This window comes from Paenibacillus sp. FSL R5-0470 (genome assembly GCF_037975205.1).
Classification (GTDB): Bacteria; Bacillota; Bacilli; order Paenibacillales; family Paenibacillaceae; genus Paenibacillus_AQ.
Genome location: NZ_CP150238.1, coordinates 565,767 through 581,022 on the forward strand (window position 1 = coordinate 565,767; position 15,256 = coordinate 581,022).

The 15,256-nt window shown below is 43.4% G+C and carries 13 protein-coding genes; 8 read left to right on the forward strand and 5 right to left on the reverse strand.

The window, feature by feature from the left end; all coding sequences use genetic code 11:
- Nucleotides 1-25 precede the first annotated feature (25 nt).
- The 3 genes from MKY99_RS02505 to MKY99_RS02515 all read left to right on the forward strand — a co-directional run bounded on the left by MKY99_RS02505 (nucleotide 26) and on the right by MKY99_RS02515 (nucleotide 4,258).
- On the forward strand, nucleotides 26-1,951 hold the full coding sequence (locus MKY99_RS02505) for a U32 family peptidase (protein WP_339268473.1): 1,926 nt from the start codon (nucleotides 26-28) through the stop codon (nucleotides 1,949-1,951).
- 97 nt (nucleotides 1,952-2,048) lie between these two features.
- Nucleotides 2,049-3,335 (forward strand): aspartate aminotransferase family protein, encoded by a 1,287-nt coding sequence (locus MKY99_RS02510; RefSeq protein ID WP_339268474.1) that lies wholly within the window; start codon nucleotides 2,049-2,051, stop codon nucleotides 3,333-3,335.
- Between the two features lie 38 nt (nucleotides 3,336-3,373).
- On the forward strand, nucleotides 3,374-4,258 hold the full coding sequence (locus tag MKY99_RS02515) for a UbiA-like polyprenyltransferase (RefSeq protein WP_339268475.1): 885 nt from the start codon (nucleotides 3,374-3,376) through the stop codon (nucleotides 4,256-4,258).
- A gap of 628 nt (nucleotides 4,259-4,886) precedes the next feature.
- Here the strand turns inward: MKY99_RS02515 and MKY99_RS02520 are convergent.
- The 4 genes from MKY99_RS02520 to MKY99_RS02535 form a co-directional block, all read right to left on the reverse strand.
- Complete coding sequence (locus MKY99_RS02520; RefSeq protein ID WP_339268477.1) at nucleotides 4,887-5,867, reverse strand: polyprenyl synthetase family protein; 981 nt, start codon at nucleotides 5,865-5,867, stop codon at nucleotides 4,887-4,889.
- A gap of 17 nt (nucleotides 5,868-5,884) precedes the next feature.
- Complete coding sequence (locus tag MKY99_RS02525; RefSeq protein WP_042184507.1) at nucleotides 5,885-6,334, reverse strand: hypothetical protein; 450 nt, start codon at nucleotides 6,332-6,334, stop codon at nucleotides 5,885-5,887.
- 244 nt (nucleotides 6,335-6,578) lie between these two features.
- On the reverse strand, nucleotides 6,579-8,459 hold the full coding sequence (locus MKY99_RS02530) for an FAD-dependent oxidoreductase (RefSeq protein WP_042184509.1): 1,881 nt from the start codon (nucleotides 8,457-8,459) through the stop codon (nucleotides 6,579-6,581).
- Between the two features lie 48 nt (nucleotides 8,460-8,507).
- Nucleotides 8,508-9,377, reverse strand: a complete 870-nt coding sequence (locus MKY99_RS02535) for an FMN-binding protein (protein ID WP_339268480.1) — start codon at nucleotides 9,375-9,377, stop codon at nucleotides 8,508-8,510.
- Nucleotides 9,378-9,845: 468 nt separating this feature from the next.
- Here MKY99_RS02535 and MKY99_RS02540 point away from each other — a divergent pair, with 468 nt between their 5' ends.
- From MKY99_RS02540 to MKY99_RS02560, 5 genes are all read left to right on the forward strand, one after another.
- Nucleotides 9,846-10,049: a CsbD family protein gene (locus MKY99_RS02540; protein WP_042184513.1), complete on the forward strand. Its 204-nt coding sequence runs from the start codon at nucleotides 9,846-9,848 to the stop codon at nucleotides 10,047-10,049.
- Between the two features lie 169 nt (nucleotides 10,050-10,218).
- On the forward strand, nucleotides 10,219-11,631 hold the full coding sequence (locus MKY99_RS02545) for an ATP-binding protein (protein ID WP_076285939.1): 1,413 nt from the start codon (nucleotides 10,219-10,221) through the stop codon (nucleotides 11,629-11,631).
- Between the two features lie 95 nt (nucleotides 11,632-11,726).
- On the forward strand, nucleotides 11,727-13,001 hold the full coding sequence (locus tag MKY99_RS02550; RefSeq protein WP_081393187.1) for an MFS transporter: 1,275 nt from the start codon (nucleotides 11,727-11,729) through the stop codon (nucleotides 12,999-13,001).
- Between the two features lie 20 nt (nucleotides 13,002-13,021).
- Nucleotides 13,022-13,687, forward strand: coding sequence for an oxidoreductase (locus tag MKY99_RS02555; protein ID WP_339268483.1), 666 nt, complete (start codon nucleotides 13,022-13,024; stop codon nucleotides 13,685-13,687).
- 93 nt (nucleotides 13,688-13,780) lie between these two features.
- Nucleotides 13,781-14,161: a RidA family protein gene (locus MKY99_RS02560; protein WP_076285938.1), complete on the forward strand. Its 381-nt coding sequence runs from the start codon at nucleotides 13,781-13,783 to the stop codon at nucleotides 14,159-14,161.
- A gap of 84 nt (nucleotides 14,162-14,245) precedes the next feature.
- Here the strand turns inward: MKY99_RS02560 and MKY99_RS02565 are convergent, their stop codons facing one another.
- Nucleotides 14,246-15,022 carry a tryptophan-rich sensory protein gene (locus MKY99_RS02565; RefSeq protein WP_339268486.1) on the reverse strand — a complete coding sequence of 259 codons (777 nt, stop codon included), beginning with the start codon at nucleotides 15,020-15,022 and terminating at the stop codon, nucleotides 14,246-14,248.
- Nucleotides 15,023-15,256: the final 234 nt, after the last annotated feature.

The following is a 15,256-nucleotide window of genomic DNA, read 5'->3' on the forward strand; positions in this document are numbered from 1 at the left end:
AGTATCAACTTGGGAGGGAACTTGAATGGCACGTTATTTTAATGGTAGAGAGATTGAATTATTAGCACCCGCAGGAACGTTTGAGATTTTCAAGGAAGTGATCCAGGCACGATGTGATGCAGTTTATTTTGGTGGACCTGTATTGAATATGAGAATGATGCGTAAAGGATATAATCTGTCTCATGAGGAAATCGTAGAGGCACTAGATATTGCTCACCGTCTAGACAAAAAAGTGTATATCACAGTGAATAACCTATTTAGTGAAGAAGATGTGGAAGAGGCTAAAGAATATTTGCGTTTCCTTGATGGTGCTCGTCCCGATGCCTTGATTGTTCAGGATATGGCAGTGCTGGAGCTAATTCGCGAGATGGAGCTTAATCTTCCTATTCACTCTTCGGTCATGATGAATGTTCACAATCTGGAAATGATCTACGCATTGCGTGATCTGGGTGTAAGTCGTGTAGTTACTTCGCGGGAAATGGATTTGCAGACAGCTAAGCTGCTAGGTCAGCGGAGTGGGATGGAACTGGAGTATTTTATTCACGGGGATATGTGCTCCGTTCACGGTGCGAATTGTTATTTCAGCTCCCATGTATTCGGTATGAGCAGTAACCGTGGGAAATGTATGAAGCCTTGCCGCTGGGATTATCGGGTTAAAAAAGACGGGTATGTATATCCGGCCGAATACCCCCTAGCTGTAAAAGATATGTTCATGTATGAGCATCTTCCGGAATTGATTGAATCAGGGATTACCTCCTTCAAAATAGAGGGCCGCATGCGGGATAAGGAGTTTATGGTGATGCTGGCGAATAGCTACGGCGAAGCCATTGACCGGTATATCGATGATCCGATTGGCTTTGATCGTACGGTAGATACGAAAGTGCTTCATAACAACCGTAAACGTGACTTTTCGACGGCGTATGCCTTCGGCAAACCAGGACTGACTAACATTAACCGCCGTTATGAAGGAACTGGTAAATTCTATAGCACTGGAAAAGTATTCAGTACACCAACTGCAGAGCGTGAGCTGTCTGAGAAACGAGTTGAGCAGTTGCGGGAAAGATTAGCTGAGGTCGAGCAACCGCAAAAGACAAAAGCTAAGTTAGCTGTACGTGTGAATAATATGGAACAGGCACGGATGGTCTTAGAGCTTGGTGTAGATAGCCTGTACTTGCCAGGGGATGTATTTGAACCAGATAAACCTTTTACGAAGCGTGACATCAAGGAACTGGGTGAGCTAAAGGGCGATAGCAAAATCTACTTGGGTTTACCACGGATGATGACCGAGCTGCATTTTGACCAATATGATCAATTGCTTGGCGGAGAACGCTTGCCGATTGACGGTATTATCGTTACAAATTTAGGAGCTATTCGTCGTTATAACAATACAGGTTATTCGCTAATTGGGGACAGTAACTTAAATGTATACAATCATCTTTCAGCGCAATTATATGCTAACTTAGGTTTAACTCAGCTTTCGGTATCGCCAGAAATGACGCTAGAGCATTTTGCTACCTTTGCCTCTCGTTGCAAAACGCCTTTGGAAGTTGTTGTTCATGGTACACCTGCACTAATGTATATGGAACATGATCTTTATGAGAATACGGAGTTAATGGAGCCTATCGCTGAAGAGGATAATCAATATGTACACAATAATGTATTGGTACTAAAGACAGACCAAGGCGAGAATCCGGTATATCGTGATCAGCACGGCCGTTGCCATCTTTTATTCGCAAAAGAGCTTTGCTATTTACCTTTGTTGAGTGAGATGAGTGGACTAGGGATATCAAGCTTCCGTATTGAAGGAGCAACCTATAGCGTCGAACAGCTACGTGAAATTATTGTTTCTTATCAACAGGCAATCAACGGATCTGATAGCGGGGATGACATGCTGGGCGGCCTTAAGCCGGTCTATGCTGGTTATACTTTGGGCTCGCTACAGTTCAACTAATTGTATTTTAATGGGAACTAAATATCGCCTAGTGATAGGGCGGTGCACAGGACTCTATGAATAAGTTACTATTTTCACAAAAAGGAGAGAACCCTTCATGGAACAACAAGACTTCATCGGAAGAGAAGCGGTAGCAGCCAAACGTAAGCAATATTTCTATCCTTGTACACAGCATTTTTACCGTGATGCACCTCAGCTTGTTCGTGGTTCAATGCAGTTTGTTTATGATGAAAAAGGAAAGTCCTATACGGATTTCTTCGCTGGCGTATCCGTAGTCGCATGTGGTCACTGTAATCCGGCTATAACAGTACGCACGATTGAACAACTGCAGCAGCTGCAGCATACGACAACCATCTATCTAACTCAACCGAGTGTAGATTTGGCAGAGCGTTTGGAAGAGGTTATGCCGGGTGGGCTACGACGGACCTTCTTTGTTAACAGTGGCTCTGAGGCTAATGAGGGAGCTCTGCTGCTCGCTCGGATGTATACGGGACGTAAAGGGTTTATAGCGCTGGAGAGTGGCCTGCATGGCCGTACCAATCTAACTATGAGTGTGACAGGCCTGCCCATGTGGCGTACCGATAAATACTTGGATCATGACGTTGAGTTTATTCCTCGCCCTTATCATCCGGATTTATCGCTGGAGGAAGCGGCATCGTTATCCCTGGAATCGCTAGAGCGGGTGCTTGAAGAGAAGGGGAATACTATCGCTGCCATGATCGTAGAGCCAATCCAAGGCAACGGCGGAATGATTATGCCAACCCGAACCTACTTCCGTGATGTAAAAGCATTGTTAGAGAGATACGGTGTACTCTTAATCGCTGATGAAATCCAAACTGGATTTGGACGTACTGGTAAAATGTTTGCTATGGAGCATTTTGACGTTGTACCCGATATTATAAGTATGGCCAAAGCACTCGGTAACGGAATTCCAGTTGCAGCCTTCGCTACAACCGATGAGATTGCCCTTGCTCTAAACCGTCCTTCAGCTTCCACATTTGGGGGGAATCCGGTATCTGCTGCAACAGCGCTGGCTGTGCTTGATTATATTCGAGATGAACGGCTTCCTGAACGCTCGGTACAGCTCGGAGAACGATTGAAGGCAGGTCTGAAGGCATTGCAAGCTCGTTATCCTTCGTTGATGGTTGATGTGCGGGGAACTGGACTAATGCTGGGTGCGGAGCTAACGGGTGTAGATGCTGAGGGTGCAGCGGCACTTACAGATCAAGTGCTGGAGGCGATGAAGGACCGAGGTTATCTAATCGGTAAAAATGGCATAGGACGCAATGTACTAGCCTTCCAGCCACCGATGATTATTACGGAAGAAGATATCGATGGGATGCTTAACGTCCTGAACGAAGTTCTTGCGGAGCTTAATGACTAATACGATGAATTTCAAGTAGCGAAGAAAGAGGAAAACGAATGGCTATTCTAAACATTTTTAAAACTGCAGGCCTAAAGCTTAAAATGTTCAGTGAACTGGTGATGTTCTCTCATACACTTTTTTCGCTGCCATTTGCCATTATCTCGATGGTGTGGGCCGCTGGGGGCTGGCCATCAGGACATGTGATGATCTGGGGATTGATTGCATTGATAGGCGCCCGTAATGGCGCCAATGCATTCAATCGGCTGGCGGACCGTACGTTCGATGAACAGAATCCTCGTACGGCACATCGACATCTGCCTCAACGCTTACTGGCGGAAAAAGAAGTTGTTGTCTTTGTTATTGTCAACTATGCCATTTTCATTGTGGCTTCAGGTATGCTTAATTTGCTCTGCTTGATCTTGTCACCGGTGGCTATCGTATTGATATCAACCTATTCCTACACGAAGCGGTTTACCTTTCTCAGTCATTTATATTTAGGATTTGTTATTGCTTCTGCACCGATTGGCGCATGGTTCGCTGTAACCGGAAATATCGCATTTACACCGTTTGTTATCGGTACTGTTGTTATGCTGTGGATTGCCGGATTTGATATTATTTACGGCACTCAGGATATCGACTTTGACCGGCGGCATGGTCTATGGTCTATTCCTAGCTTTTTCGGACTAGAGAACGCGCTGCGCATTGCAAAAGGACTACATTTCATCATGATTATGCTGCTATTGTTCCTATATTTATGGCGTGATCTCGGCTGGATCTATCTGGTGGGGATTGGAATTGCGACGCTGCTCCTGATGACCGAGCATAAGATTATAAAACCATCGAATCGTAAGCTGATGAAGGTGGCTTCTTATAATTTGAATCAGGTGATCAGCATAGTGATTTTATTGTGTACGCTGATTGATTTTTTTTATGTTAGCTAGGGAGCAATAAGGCGGTGGTTAGGAAGCTGCACTGCGTGGAATGTTGGACTTTCGATCGCTGTTATTCTCGGATTTCTTTGATTTGAACCGGCTGTCTGCGGTAGAAATCCGAGAATAAAGGCGAGCGCTACGCTTCTACAGTTCCAAAATTCCACTCCGTTCCGTCCTAACCAATGGCGCATTGCCTCCAAGCTAACAACAAAAGACAACAGCCTACCCAAAAGAGGGTAGGCAAAGGGATCGGAAAGCTGGCTACGCGGCTTTCCTTTTTTGTTTTTGTGGACATCTGCGAGGGGGCTAGAGCCGTGTGAGAGGGCTGAACTAATCCAAGGCAGACTTATAGGGAAAACCTCCCTATATTACCGAGCTTTATTGACTTTAGATCTTGTTATAGGGAAAGTCTCCCTCTAAATTGGCTGATTGGTCTATAAACCATGCGAATTTAGGTTTTTAGAGGGAGGATTTCCCTATATAGTAACGTCAAATCCTAAGAGACTATTCTCCAAGAGCTAAACACGCTCACGGGCGCTGCGCTACGTTCGGCTTGTTTAGCTAAAGTACACAAAAAAACGGATACCAACCCAAGTAAATGGGGGTATCCGTTTTTGATTGCTCCGAGAGCAGGTCCTTAGCGATCACGGTCGGCAAAATATTGCAGCAGTGTATCCAGATCGGTATGCGCCGGATAGGAGGAGAGCTGCTGCACAATCGCTCCAGCCTTATCCAGGTAGTTCTGGCTGAACTGTTCTGCGCGAGCTAAGGCATCGCTTCTCTTAATAAGGGCAAGCACATGTGCCACCTCAGCATCGGAAGAATCAGGGCCGATTGAACGAATCACAGGCGAAAGCTTTGGATCCTGTAATGCATAAAGCACTGGCAGGGTAACCTGACCATGACGCAGATCGCTGCCGGCGGGCTTACCTAGCACAGCCTCAGACTGCGTGAAATCCAGCAGGTCATCTTGTATTTGAAAAGACATGCCTAAGGCTTCGCCAAAGGTATACAGAAGGTTGGCCACTTCCTCTGAGCTTTCGGTGGATAATGCACCCACACGTAAGCAGGTGGCCATAAGAAGAGCTGTTTTGTTTAAGGACTTCTCCAGATACTGCTCCATTGTAATCTCATAATCAAAAGCATGTTCCATTTGCTGATACTCACCTAGACAGAGCTGAGCAGTAGCTACAGAAGATAAGTCATGAACATATTTGTTTTTGTCTCCGGTATATTTGCTTAACAGTTCGATAACTCGAGCGGACATATAATTGCCAATATGCACAGCTGATAGTGTGCCCGTCTTAGTATGTAGGGCGGGTTTGCCCCGCCGTAACTCAGAATCGTCAATGATATCATCATGAATTAATGAGGCAACATGAATAAATTCAGCGGCAGCAGCTAATTGAAGCGCTCTTCGACCCGTATCCTTTCGGCCAAAACGGCTGCCAACAATGACCATAAGAGGACGGAGGCGTTTACCTCCAGAATTTATAAGCTCAAGAACACTCTGCCCGAGTTGTGATTTCTTAGGAACATCCTTATCTCGTGCCACAAGATTTACGATTTCACGATTAATTTCATCTATGTCTATGTTTAAGGCCTCATGCAGCTTCATCTTATAGATCCCACCTGTCAAATGGCTTTGCTTGTGCGACTGCGCTGTCTGCACTCTTGAATCAAGAACTGTTCGATTCCAGCCGCCGGATCATGTTCCGCGAAGTCTCCATTTGACCGTCTAATTTGCATTTTTTTGATCGAAGGAGCTAGATAAGCAACTAGGTCGAGCTCACGGCATTTCACCGCAAACTGAAGGTAAAAGCTGTACAAATAATCTCCATCCAAAATGTTGCGTGTAAGGTCGGGATGATGTGGGATACATTCCATATGGCGCTCAGCTGCCAAAGTGAGAATAGTGTAAATACCCAGCAAATTGACTTTGCGGTTGTATTCCAGATCATGGCGTTCTAGTACCGAGATTAGCTGCTCACATGCAGCCGGAGAGGGGTTAAGCTCAATTCCGGCAATAGGTGACATTTCAGTATGCAACAACCGGAGGGTATCTTCTATGAGTTGTTTGTTCACAAGATTCTCTCCTTCTTGTCGGTTTTGCCGGAAGAAACCATACCCCTGATCATCCCTACAAAACCATTCATTAAAGAATAAATTGACCATTTCCTGATATTAGGAAGATTATTTTCTTCTTGTAAATAAGGAGAGTAATGTGTCCTAGGGACACATTACTCTGAAGTACATCCATATTTAGCTTACTGACATGCAATCTACATATTTTCTTTAAAATAAATTACACGAATTCAGGGCTTTATAATCAGTCGGTGTATAGATACCATCGTCTGACGATCGGAACTCTCTTCCAATGTTTCTTAAGCCAAGGAAGTACATAGTAATCTAGGCCAAATGTGCTGCCCGATCCGCCGATGCAGGCGATACCCGCACCAACATACCATAACATTTCTGTAGAAGCCATTTTGGTCGACCAGATCATGACGGACATGGCTATCGTCGCTATAGAAGCAATAGCTGTGAACAGACCAACGATGAGCATAATACCGAACACGATTTCTGCACATACCATACCGATTTGGAACCATTTTGCGAGGAAAGTATAACTTCCGTCGTTGTTGTAGAACATCAAATCCATGAACCAGTTTGTAATATTATATACGAAGCCAGGAACTGGCAATGCTTCAACCGCTTCTTTTGCAGTGGATACTGCTGAAGCTGCAGATTGTGCATCTACTGTTGTTTTAACTGCATCCACCGCTACGCTGGCTGCTGATGAAGCATCCGTTGCAAAAGGAGCGGCTGGAATTAGGAATATCTTGTTAGGATCTACCCAAATTTTCCGTAGCTTATCTATACCTTCATATAACCACATTCCACCAAGCAGCATGCGAAGCGGAACGAGCCAGAAGTTAGGTGAACGCTTGGAGAAGTGTCCGCCCAAGAAGCTCTTACGGTTCTCAACATGGAAGAACTCATGCATCATGTAAGTCCAAACCTTATTGAAGCCTACAACCTGAGACAGGTAGAACATATTGATAAAGTGTTTGGATAACATTGCCATAAAACCAGTAAGCATAAAGAACTTGCCTGGCAAACCAACGTTTGCTACACCGTAGCGGCTACCGATGGATACCATGGTACCGTGGAAACCTGGTTTGTATGCTTTTTTAGCAGTGTTCTGAATGTCAGCTGCAATGTTACCAGCAACGATCGGAGCTGCTTGTTCAGCATTCTCAACCATTTGTGGTACAGGACGAGTTTCACCTTCAGGAATGAAGAAAATGTTGTCCCCTACTACATATACGTTCTTATGATCTACACTTTCAAGGTTCTCATTCGTAACAATACGTTTGCGTCCTTGTTGTTGTACTTCAAGTCCACCCACGATTTCAGAACCTTCAACACCTGCAGTCCAAACAATGGTTTGTGAAGCGACAACATTTTTCTCACCAAGGGCAACACTACCTTCGCCTACTTCAGTGATCTTGGCGCCTGTAACAATTTCCACGTTCAGCTTGCGAAGGTGAGCTTCGGCTTTTTGAATCAGCTTATCTGGAAGGATAGGCAGAATCTTCGGAGCCATATCAGCCACAATCAATCTTACTTCAGATGGGTCGATATAGAACTCCTTGCACAATTCCTCGCGTTGCTCAGCCATTTCCCCAACAAGCTCGACACCTGTAAAGCCGGCACCAATGATAACGAAAGTTAACATTGCACGGCGTACAGTTGGATTTTTCTCCATAGCGGCTTTGGTATACATGTCGCGGATTTGACGTTTCAATGCTACCGCATCATCGTAAGACCAGAAGGAGAAGGTATTCTCTTCTGCACCTGGAATGCCGAAGAAGGTTGGTTTGCTACCTGTACCGATTACAAGGTAATCGTACGCATAGGTAGTTTTATTGGATTTGAGTTTCTTACCCTTGAAATCAATATTGCTGATTTCGTCAAGAACAACATTCACTTTAAGTCCAGCAAAGATTTTCTTTAGATCGATCTTGATTGAATCCTCTGGAGCACGGTTCGCGGCAACCTCATGCAGCTCAGTCAATAGAGTGTGATATGGATTCCGGTCGATCAGTGTGATTTCAACATCTTTGTTTTTCTTAAATTTCTTTGCCAGTTTCTTAGCCGTGAGTACGCCGCCGTAGCCGCCGCCCAAAATGACTATTTTTTTCAAAAGAAATTCACCTCATTCGTCTGATTAACTGCAGAAGGTTATGCGAAATTATTTCGCGCCTTCGAGTGCTTTTTCAGCAAGTGTAAAATATTCACCAACATGAATACTCACGCCGGAAATTGCATCAGTTTTACCTTCAGCTGTAAGTTCTGGAGCAGTACCTTTTTCAAGATAGTATTGCTCAACTTTTGCGATCTCTTCATGCCATTCAGCAGAAGCGCCGCCAGCTTTCATACCGTATTTACCATCGACGGAGAATTGTTTCTTGTCGTCGCCAGCAGCATTTACGCCACTGAATTTAACAGCAACAACATTACCGTTAGCAACAGTCAAGTCAACAGTGGATTTCCAACCGGAGTCTTTATCCATTTCGCCTTCAGCATGGTAACCTCCGTCTTTGTATTGACCAGCTTCAACAGGTCCAGCAGCCAGAGCAGCTTGAGCAGCTTTTACAAAGTCAGATACGTGTACAGATACACCGGAGATAGCATCAGTTTTCCCCTCAGCGTCTAAAGTTATAGCTGCTGGATCTTGTTTTTCAATCAGGAAAGCTTCAGCTTTTGCTGCTTGCTCGTGCCATTCAGAAGAAGCACCACCAGCTTTCATGCCATATTTACCATCTTCAGAAAGTTTTTTCTTAGAGTCACCAGCAGTATTTACGTTAAAAGCGTCCCAGTCAGCCTTAGTAATCTTACCGCCTTCTACAGTCAGAAGCGCATAATACTGCCAGCCAGTTTTAGCGTCGACTTCAGCAGCAGAGTAGTAATTTCCGTCTTTGTACTTAGCCGCTTCAGTTCCAGTGTTAGTGGAATTAGTTGCTGTACTGTTTTCTGTTGGAGCATTAGTAGCCGCCGGTGTGTTGTCTGTGTTGTTACCACAACCTGCAAGCAAACTACCTAGGATAAGGGCAGTCGACAAGATTACTGTTGTTTTTTTCATTTGTTATGACCTCCAAAAATATAGTTTAAAATATATATATTAAAATGTAAAACATTTTAATAGTAATGCGAAGTGATAAAAATCACTTTATAAATGATATTTGTCACTTTAATCTTGGGGTGAAGAGCCAAACTCTAACAGTATCATGACATATATCGGCATACAATAGAAAAAAATTTAATGATGTTGTTTCATCTTCGAGGGCATTCTAGCACATAGAGCAAATAACTCATGTGAAAAAAATCACTTAAAAAATTAAATGTTTAATTTATACATTGATTGTATCAAATTTTAAAGGATTTGAATACCTTTTTTTAAACTATTATTTGACAAATTGTGACTTTCTATAGATTAGGTAAGATTCATGGCGAATAGGACAGGGTAATGTAACGATAACACAGGATAGTATTCTACCCTACTTAATTCAGCTAAGGAGATGAGCATATAATGGACAACAATGTGTTTAAAGGAAAATGGAAGCAGCTCAAAGGCGAGGCCAAAAAGCAATGGGGCAAGCTTACAGATGACGATCTTGATGTGATTGATGGTGAAAAGGATAAGTTGGTAGGTAAACTACAAGAGCGTTATGGCCATTCGAAAGAAGACGCGGAAAAAGAGTATCAAAGCTGGGGACGTTCTTACCGCGATTAATTCAAAATAGCTTATACTCTCAATGCCCAAATATAAAATGCATAGGAAGAGCGCAAATCGTATACGATTTGCGCTCTTCCTATGCAACAATTAGGTGTGCGAAGGTTAAGCTATGGTATTATTGTGAGATGAAATCTGTAATTTATCTTGTGCAGGTAGGAGCAAAACTATGGGGTATCTTAAAATATTTTTCGGGAATACCGCAATTCTTATAGCCGTGGCCTATTTGGCTAATCTGATCTATAAACATACCATTTCAAATGCAAGTGTAGGAATAAAGAAGGCGAGCTGGGTGATCCTGGCGATCTTTGCTGGTTGGATCAGTACTCTTTTTGGTTATAATCTGGACGACCATGTGATCTTTGATTTGCGGTTTGTACCCTTAATCATCTCGACGCTGGCGTATCCTAGACCCATCACACTTATATTGATCGGTATAGGGACGGGGCTTACAAGGTTAACTTTTGGAGTGACAGAGGCAGCAGTTGCAGGAATGCTAAATCTTTTTATTTTGGGAGTTATTTGCGCGGCGCTTAGCTACTGGGTCAGACGCTCAACCCTCAGTATTGTGAATCAAGGTCTGATCGTTATTCTAATCGTTAATCTTATGAATGCCATAAATATTATGGCGTTAGGCGTTATCCCTGTGGAAGAGTACATAAGAGAGATTATGCCAATTACGTTCCCTGCGGGGCTAATTTTATCTATTTTGTTCTCATTAATTATCCGTGATTTTCAACTCGGTCTTCTAAGGAATGAGCAGATCCAGCATGCTAACGAACAGTTGTCTGCTCAGACTGAAGAATTACATAAGAACAAGCTTGATCTTGAAGAGCGTGCTAATCAGTTAATGATGGCATCTCAATTCAAATCGGAATTTCTCGCCAATATGTCACATGAGCTTAGAACTCCATTGAATAGCATCATTAATTTATCGCAATTAATTGAAGAAAATGATGATTTGCTTACGGAAGCAGAAATAAGAGAGTATGCAGCCATTATCCATCGTTCGGGTGATGAATTATTGATGATCATCAGCGACATTCTGGATTTATCCAAGGTGGAGGCAGGTCGATTAGATATTATAAATGAAGAATTAAATGTTAGCGAGATCCCAGATTTGCTGGCAATGCAGTTCGCTGTGACGGCAAAACAAAAAGGACTGGATTTTAATATCTCCATGGATGAGAATGTCCCTCCAATGATTCATTCCGATCCACATCGCGTACAGCAGATTTTGCGTAACTTGCTCTCAAATGCTTTTAAGTTTACAAAGACAGGTTACGTATCGCTGCATATCCACGAGCAGGAAGGTGGGGAAGGGGATGCCGTGCAACATTGGCTTGTATTTGATGTGGAGGATAGTGGTATAGGAATCGCACCGGAGAAGCATGCCATGATCTTTGAAGCCTTTCAACAGGCAGACAGAACGACTAGCCGGAAATATGGTGGAACAGGACTAGGACTTTCTATTAGTAATGACTTGGCCAGATTGCTCGGCGGGTTCATTTCTATGGAGAGTAAGGAAGAGAAGGGGAGTCGATTTTCACTTTATTTGCCCCTTGAAGTGGATAGTGAGTAAAGCTCCAATATTATTTGGTGATTTGGCGTATTGACAGTAGATTGATGCGGAGTAGAATGAAGCCAATGCCGCATCAAAGGAGTGTTACCGCCTCTATGGACAACATGGAAAATAAGCATAAGGTTACGGTTTCAAAACGTGTTCGTAAACCTTCAGTGCATCGCAGAAATTTGCGTATAGCTACGCTGGAAGGTGTGCCGTCAACTATTTTTCAGGTACTGCTGCAAGGGCAGTTCCTAACAGGATTCCTACTATATTTAGGAGCTTCCTCTAGTCAAATTGGATTTGTGCTAGCGCTTACTACATTAGTTAATGTGGCACAGATTGGTGTAGCTTTTCTGATTCAGAAGCTGCCAAGTCGCAAATGGGCCATGGTTACTTTTATCGGTCTGCATAGGATACTTTGGGGTTCTACGGGACTAATCCCGTTTATTTTTCCTAAAGAATATTGGGTCATCGCATTTATTGCTTTATATACTACTGCTTTTATTGCCAATACTGCTGGTGGTGTGTTGTGGAGCTCTGTGATTAGTGATCTAGTTCCCGCACGGGTACGTGGACGTTATTTTGGGATTCGTAACACGGTCCTGAATGCACTTGGAAGTTTGGTTATGTATGGCGGAGGTATTATTCTGGACCGTTATCCCGGGGGTCATGGTTTTCTGATTCTATATATTGTTGTGTGGATCTTCTCGATATCGAATGTCGTAGTATTCTTTTTTTATCCGGATGTACCGTTCGAGAAATCAGAAGAGCATAAATTTTTGCCCATGTTTAAGAAACCGCTTAAAGATACATTATTTATGAAGTCAACCTTGTTTCTGGCTGCTTGGCTGTTGTTGCAGAACCTAACGGTTCCGCTATACTCTTATGTCATGTTGCAGTTACTTCATATTAATTATGAAACGTTGTCATTGCTTAATGTGTCCCAGACCGTGTTTATGATGGCTAGCTTCTACGTTTGGGGCAATCTAAATGCGAAATACAGCAATAAGCGACTGTTATTCTTTACTTTGCCGATTATTGCGTTGTCCTCATTGATGTGGGGACTCTTGTCTGTGATGCCGATGCTGGTGGTCTTATTCGCGGCCCATATCGTTTTTGGTGTTGGTGTAGGCGGTTTCAACCAGCTGGCCTTTAACTTTATTATTGGAGACACGCCGAAAAAAGAACGGCCGATGTATATGGCCACATATGCGGCGCTTACCGGGTTATCATCCTTTTTTGGTCCGCTTATTGGCGGTCAGCTCTATGAAAAAATTTCGCACTGGCCGCAATGGACTCAGGTATACGGTATGCAGCTAGTGGTAGGGACGCTGATGATTGCGCTTGCGTTTCTGCTAGGTCGTCGTATTCTAAAGGACGAATAGAAGTAAAAGGGGGTTATTCCTTGTTAAGAATAGCGATGGTATTAGGTGCCACCGGATTGGTAGGCAAAGCGGTTACGGAGGAATTGTTAAATCGTGATAGCTGGGAAGAAGTAAGGGTGCTTGTACGGACACCGTTAGCCATAGAACATCCTAAGCTTAAACAAATCGTTGTAGATTGGGAGAACCTAAGAAACTATACAGAGTCGTTCGAAGGGGTACATTCCATCTTCTGTTGTTTAGGGACTACGATAAAAAAGGCGGGTTCACAAGAAAAGTTTGAACGAGTCGATCTACACTATCCGCTTGATGCTGCAGCCATAGCGAGAGAACAGGGTGTTAAACAGTTTTTGGTCGTCTCTTCAATAGGGGCACAGGCGAAGTCGCGTAATTTCTACAGTCGGACTAAGGGAAGAGCGGAAGAAGGTTTAACCGCTATTGGATTTCAAGGTATGCATATATTTCGCCCCTCCTTGCTACTAGGCCAACGTGAAGAATTCAGATTAGGGGAGAGAGTCGGAGCCAGTTTGATGAAAGCGCTGGATTTTGTAATGGTGGGTAAGGCGGCTAAATATCGTGCGATACCTGGTACGACAGTCGCAAGAGCTATGGTTAACATTGCGTCTGCGGATACCCGTGGATTACATATTTATACGAATGAAGTGATACATGTGATTGGGAAACGCTAAGCTTTCTGGGTCTCTAATAAATTTGCATTAAGATGAGAACAGGACTTACAATGGACAATAAATGATCAGCGCATAATGGAGAGGGGTAGTAAGATGAGCAAAAAACAAGTAGCTACAACAAAAGCACCCGGAGCAATCGGTCCTTATAGTCAAGCTATAACCACGGGTAGCTGGGTATACACTTCAGGACAACTTGGTCTGAATCCGGAAACGGGTAATTTGGCTGAGGGTGTACAAGAACAAGCGCGTCAAGCGCTTAACAATGTACAAGCCATTCTTGAGGAAGCTGGTGCAACATTAGACCATGTAGTAAAGACAACTGTATTCTTAAAGGATATGAATGATTTCGCGGCCGTTAATGAGGTTTATAGCACCTTCTTTAAAGAACCTTATCCTGCCCGCAGTGCTATTGAGGTTGCGCGTCTACCTAAAGACGGACTTGTTGAGATTGAAGCGGTAGCTCGTAAGAAATAAGGAGTTATCCTTTGCACTTTTATTATTTTACCAAAATGGCAGGCTAAGGTGGATAACCCTAGCCTGCCATTTTTTATATTAGAATTAGTAACTTCTGTATCTCCGATACCTGCTACGGCGGGGTTTGAAAAATAACCAGATGCTGTAAAGAAGCAGGAGGCCTGCTGTAATCAGTCCCGTTAAATAGACATTGCTGGTCTCTTTGTGCTCCAAGGCAATCGCAATGAAGGCCCACACGAATACGAGTGGATAAATGCTATCTCGGTAAGGATAGCTGACCACAATTGCAAGTAGAGTTCCCACGCAGAGCATAATAACGCCCCAAGTGCTACCGCTAAGCCCCCAACCTTCCCAATGATTCTTTTCCAGAACAACGCTGATGTTCACGATAGTAGCCACAGAGATCCAGCCAAGGTATATACTAAAGGGTAGCTTCATCAGCCATTTCTCGCCTGAGGTAGGATTAGCGATCAAACGTGTTTTTCGGTAAATGACAATCAGTGTGATTAACATCAGCACCATAGCAACCAGAGAGAGCTCAATGTATAAGTATTGCCAAAGGAAGAGCCAACTCATATTAAAAATACAGCTTAGAACAAACCAGAACTGAATCGCCCGCACAGAATCTCTAGAGGCTGTATAGGAGCGGAATTGATAAATAACGAAGCCGGCTAATAGTAGATAAATCAATGACCAGATGGAAAACGCGTAACCGGCAGGTGTGGTGTAGGTCTGATATTTATCAGAGATTTCTCCAGTGCTGTGCCCGCCTAATGGTAAGGTGACCGAGAGCACATTCACGATAATCACACCTAAAAAGAACAGAAGATTCCACCATTTATAAGGATTATAACGTCTCAAAGAATTCACTCCCTAGCTTTTTAATAGGGTGATGCTTACTTAGAATATACCCGCTTTCGGCACAATTAAGACTATAAACAAGAAAAGAAGTGACTAGTGAGTCATAATGTTCATGGATAGTATGGTAGTGGTGAAGGGTATTTTACGATAGTGGCTAGAACATTTACTAAAAATATGCTGAAATAAATCAAATTCATGGGTGTTTCTATGTACTTCAACTTTATTTGTATAAAA

What these genes read in the sequence shown, in the direction of transcription:
- MKY99_RS02505 (WP_339268473.1), top strand. Translation starts at nt 26, where the DNA reads ATGGCACGTTATTTTAATGGTAGAGAGATTGAATTATTAGCACCCGCA.
- MKY99_RS02510 (WP_339268474.1), top strand. Translation starts at nt 2,049, where the DNA reads ATGGAACAACAAGACTTCATCGGAAGAGAAGCGGTAGCAGCCAAACGT.
- MKY99_RS02515 (WP_339268475.1), top strand. Translation starts at nt 3,374, where the DNA reads ATGGCTATTCTAAACATTTTTAAAACTGCAGGCCTAAAGCTTAAAATG.
- MKY99_RS02520 (WP_339268477.1), bottom strand. Translation starts at nt 5,867, where the DNA reads ATGAAGCTGCATGAGGCCTTAAACATAGACATAGATGAAATTAATCGT.
- MKY99_RS02540 (WP_042184513.1), top strand. Translation starts at nt 9,846, where the DNA reads ATGGACAACAATGTGTTTAAAGGAAAATGGAAGCAGCTCAAAGGCGAG.
- MKY99_RS02545 (WP_076285939.1), top strand. Translation starts at nt 10,219, where the DNA reads ATGGGGTATCTTAAAATATTTTTCGGGAATACCGCAATTCTTATAGCC.
- MKY99_RS02550 (WP_081393187.1), top strand. Translation starts at nt 11,727, where the DNA reads ATGGACAACATGGAAAATAAGCATAAGGTTACGGTTTCAAAACGTGTT.
- MKY99_RS02560 (WP_076285938.1), top strand. Translation starts at nt 13,781, where the DNA reads ATGAGCAAAAAACAAGTAGCTACAACAAAAGCACCCGGAGCAATCGGT.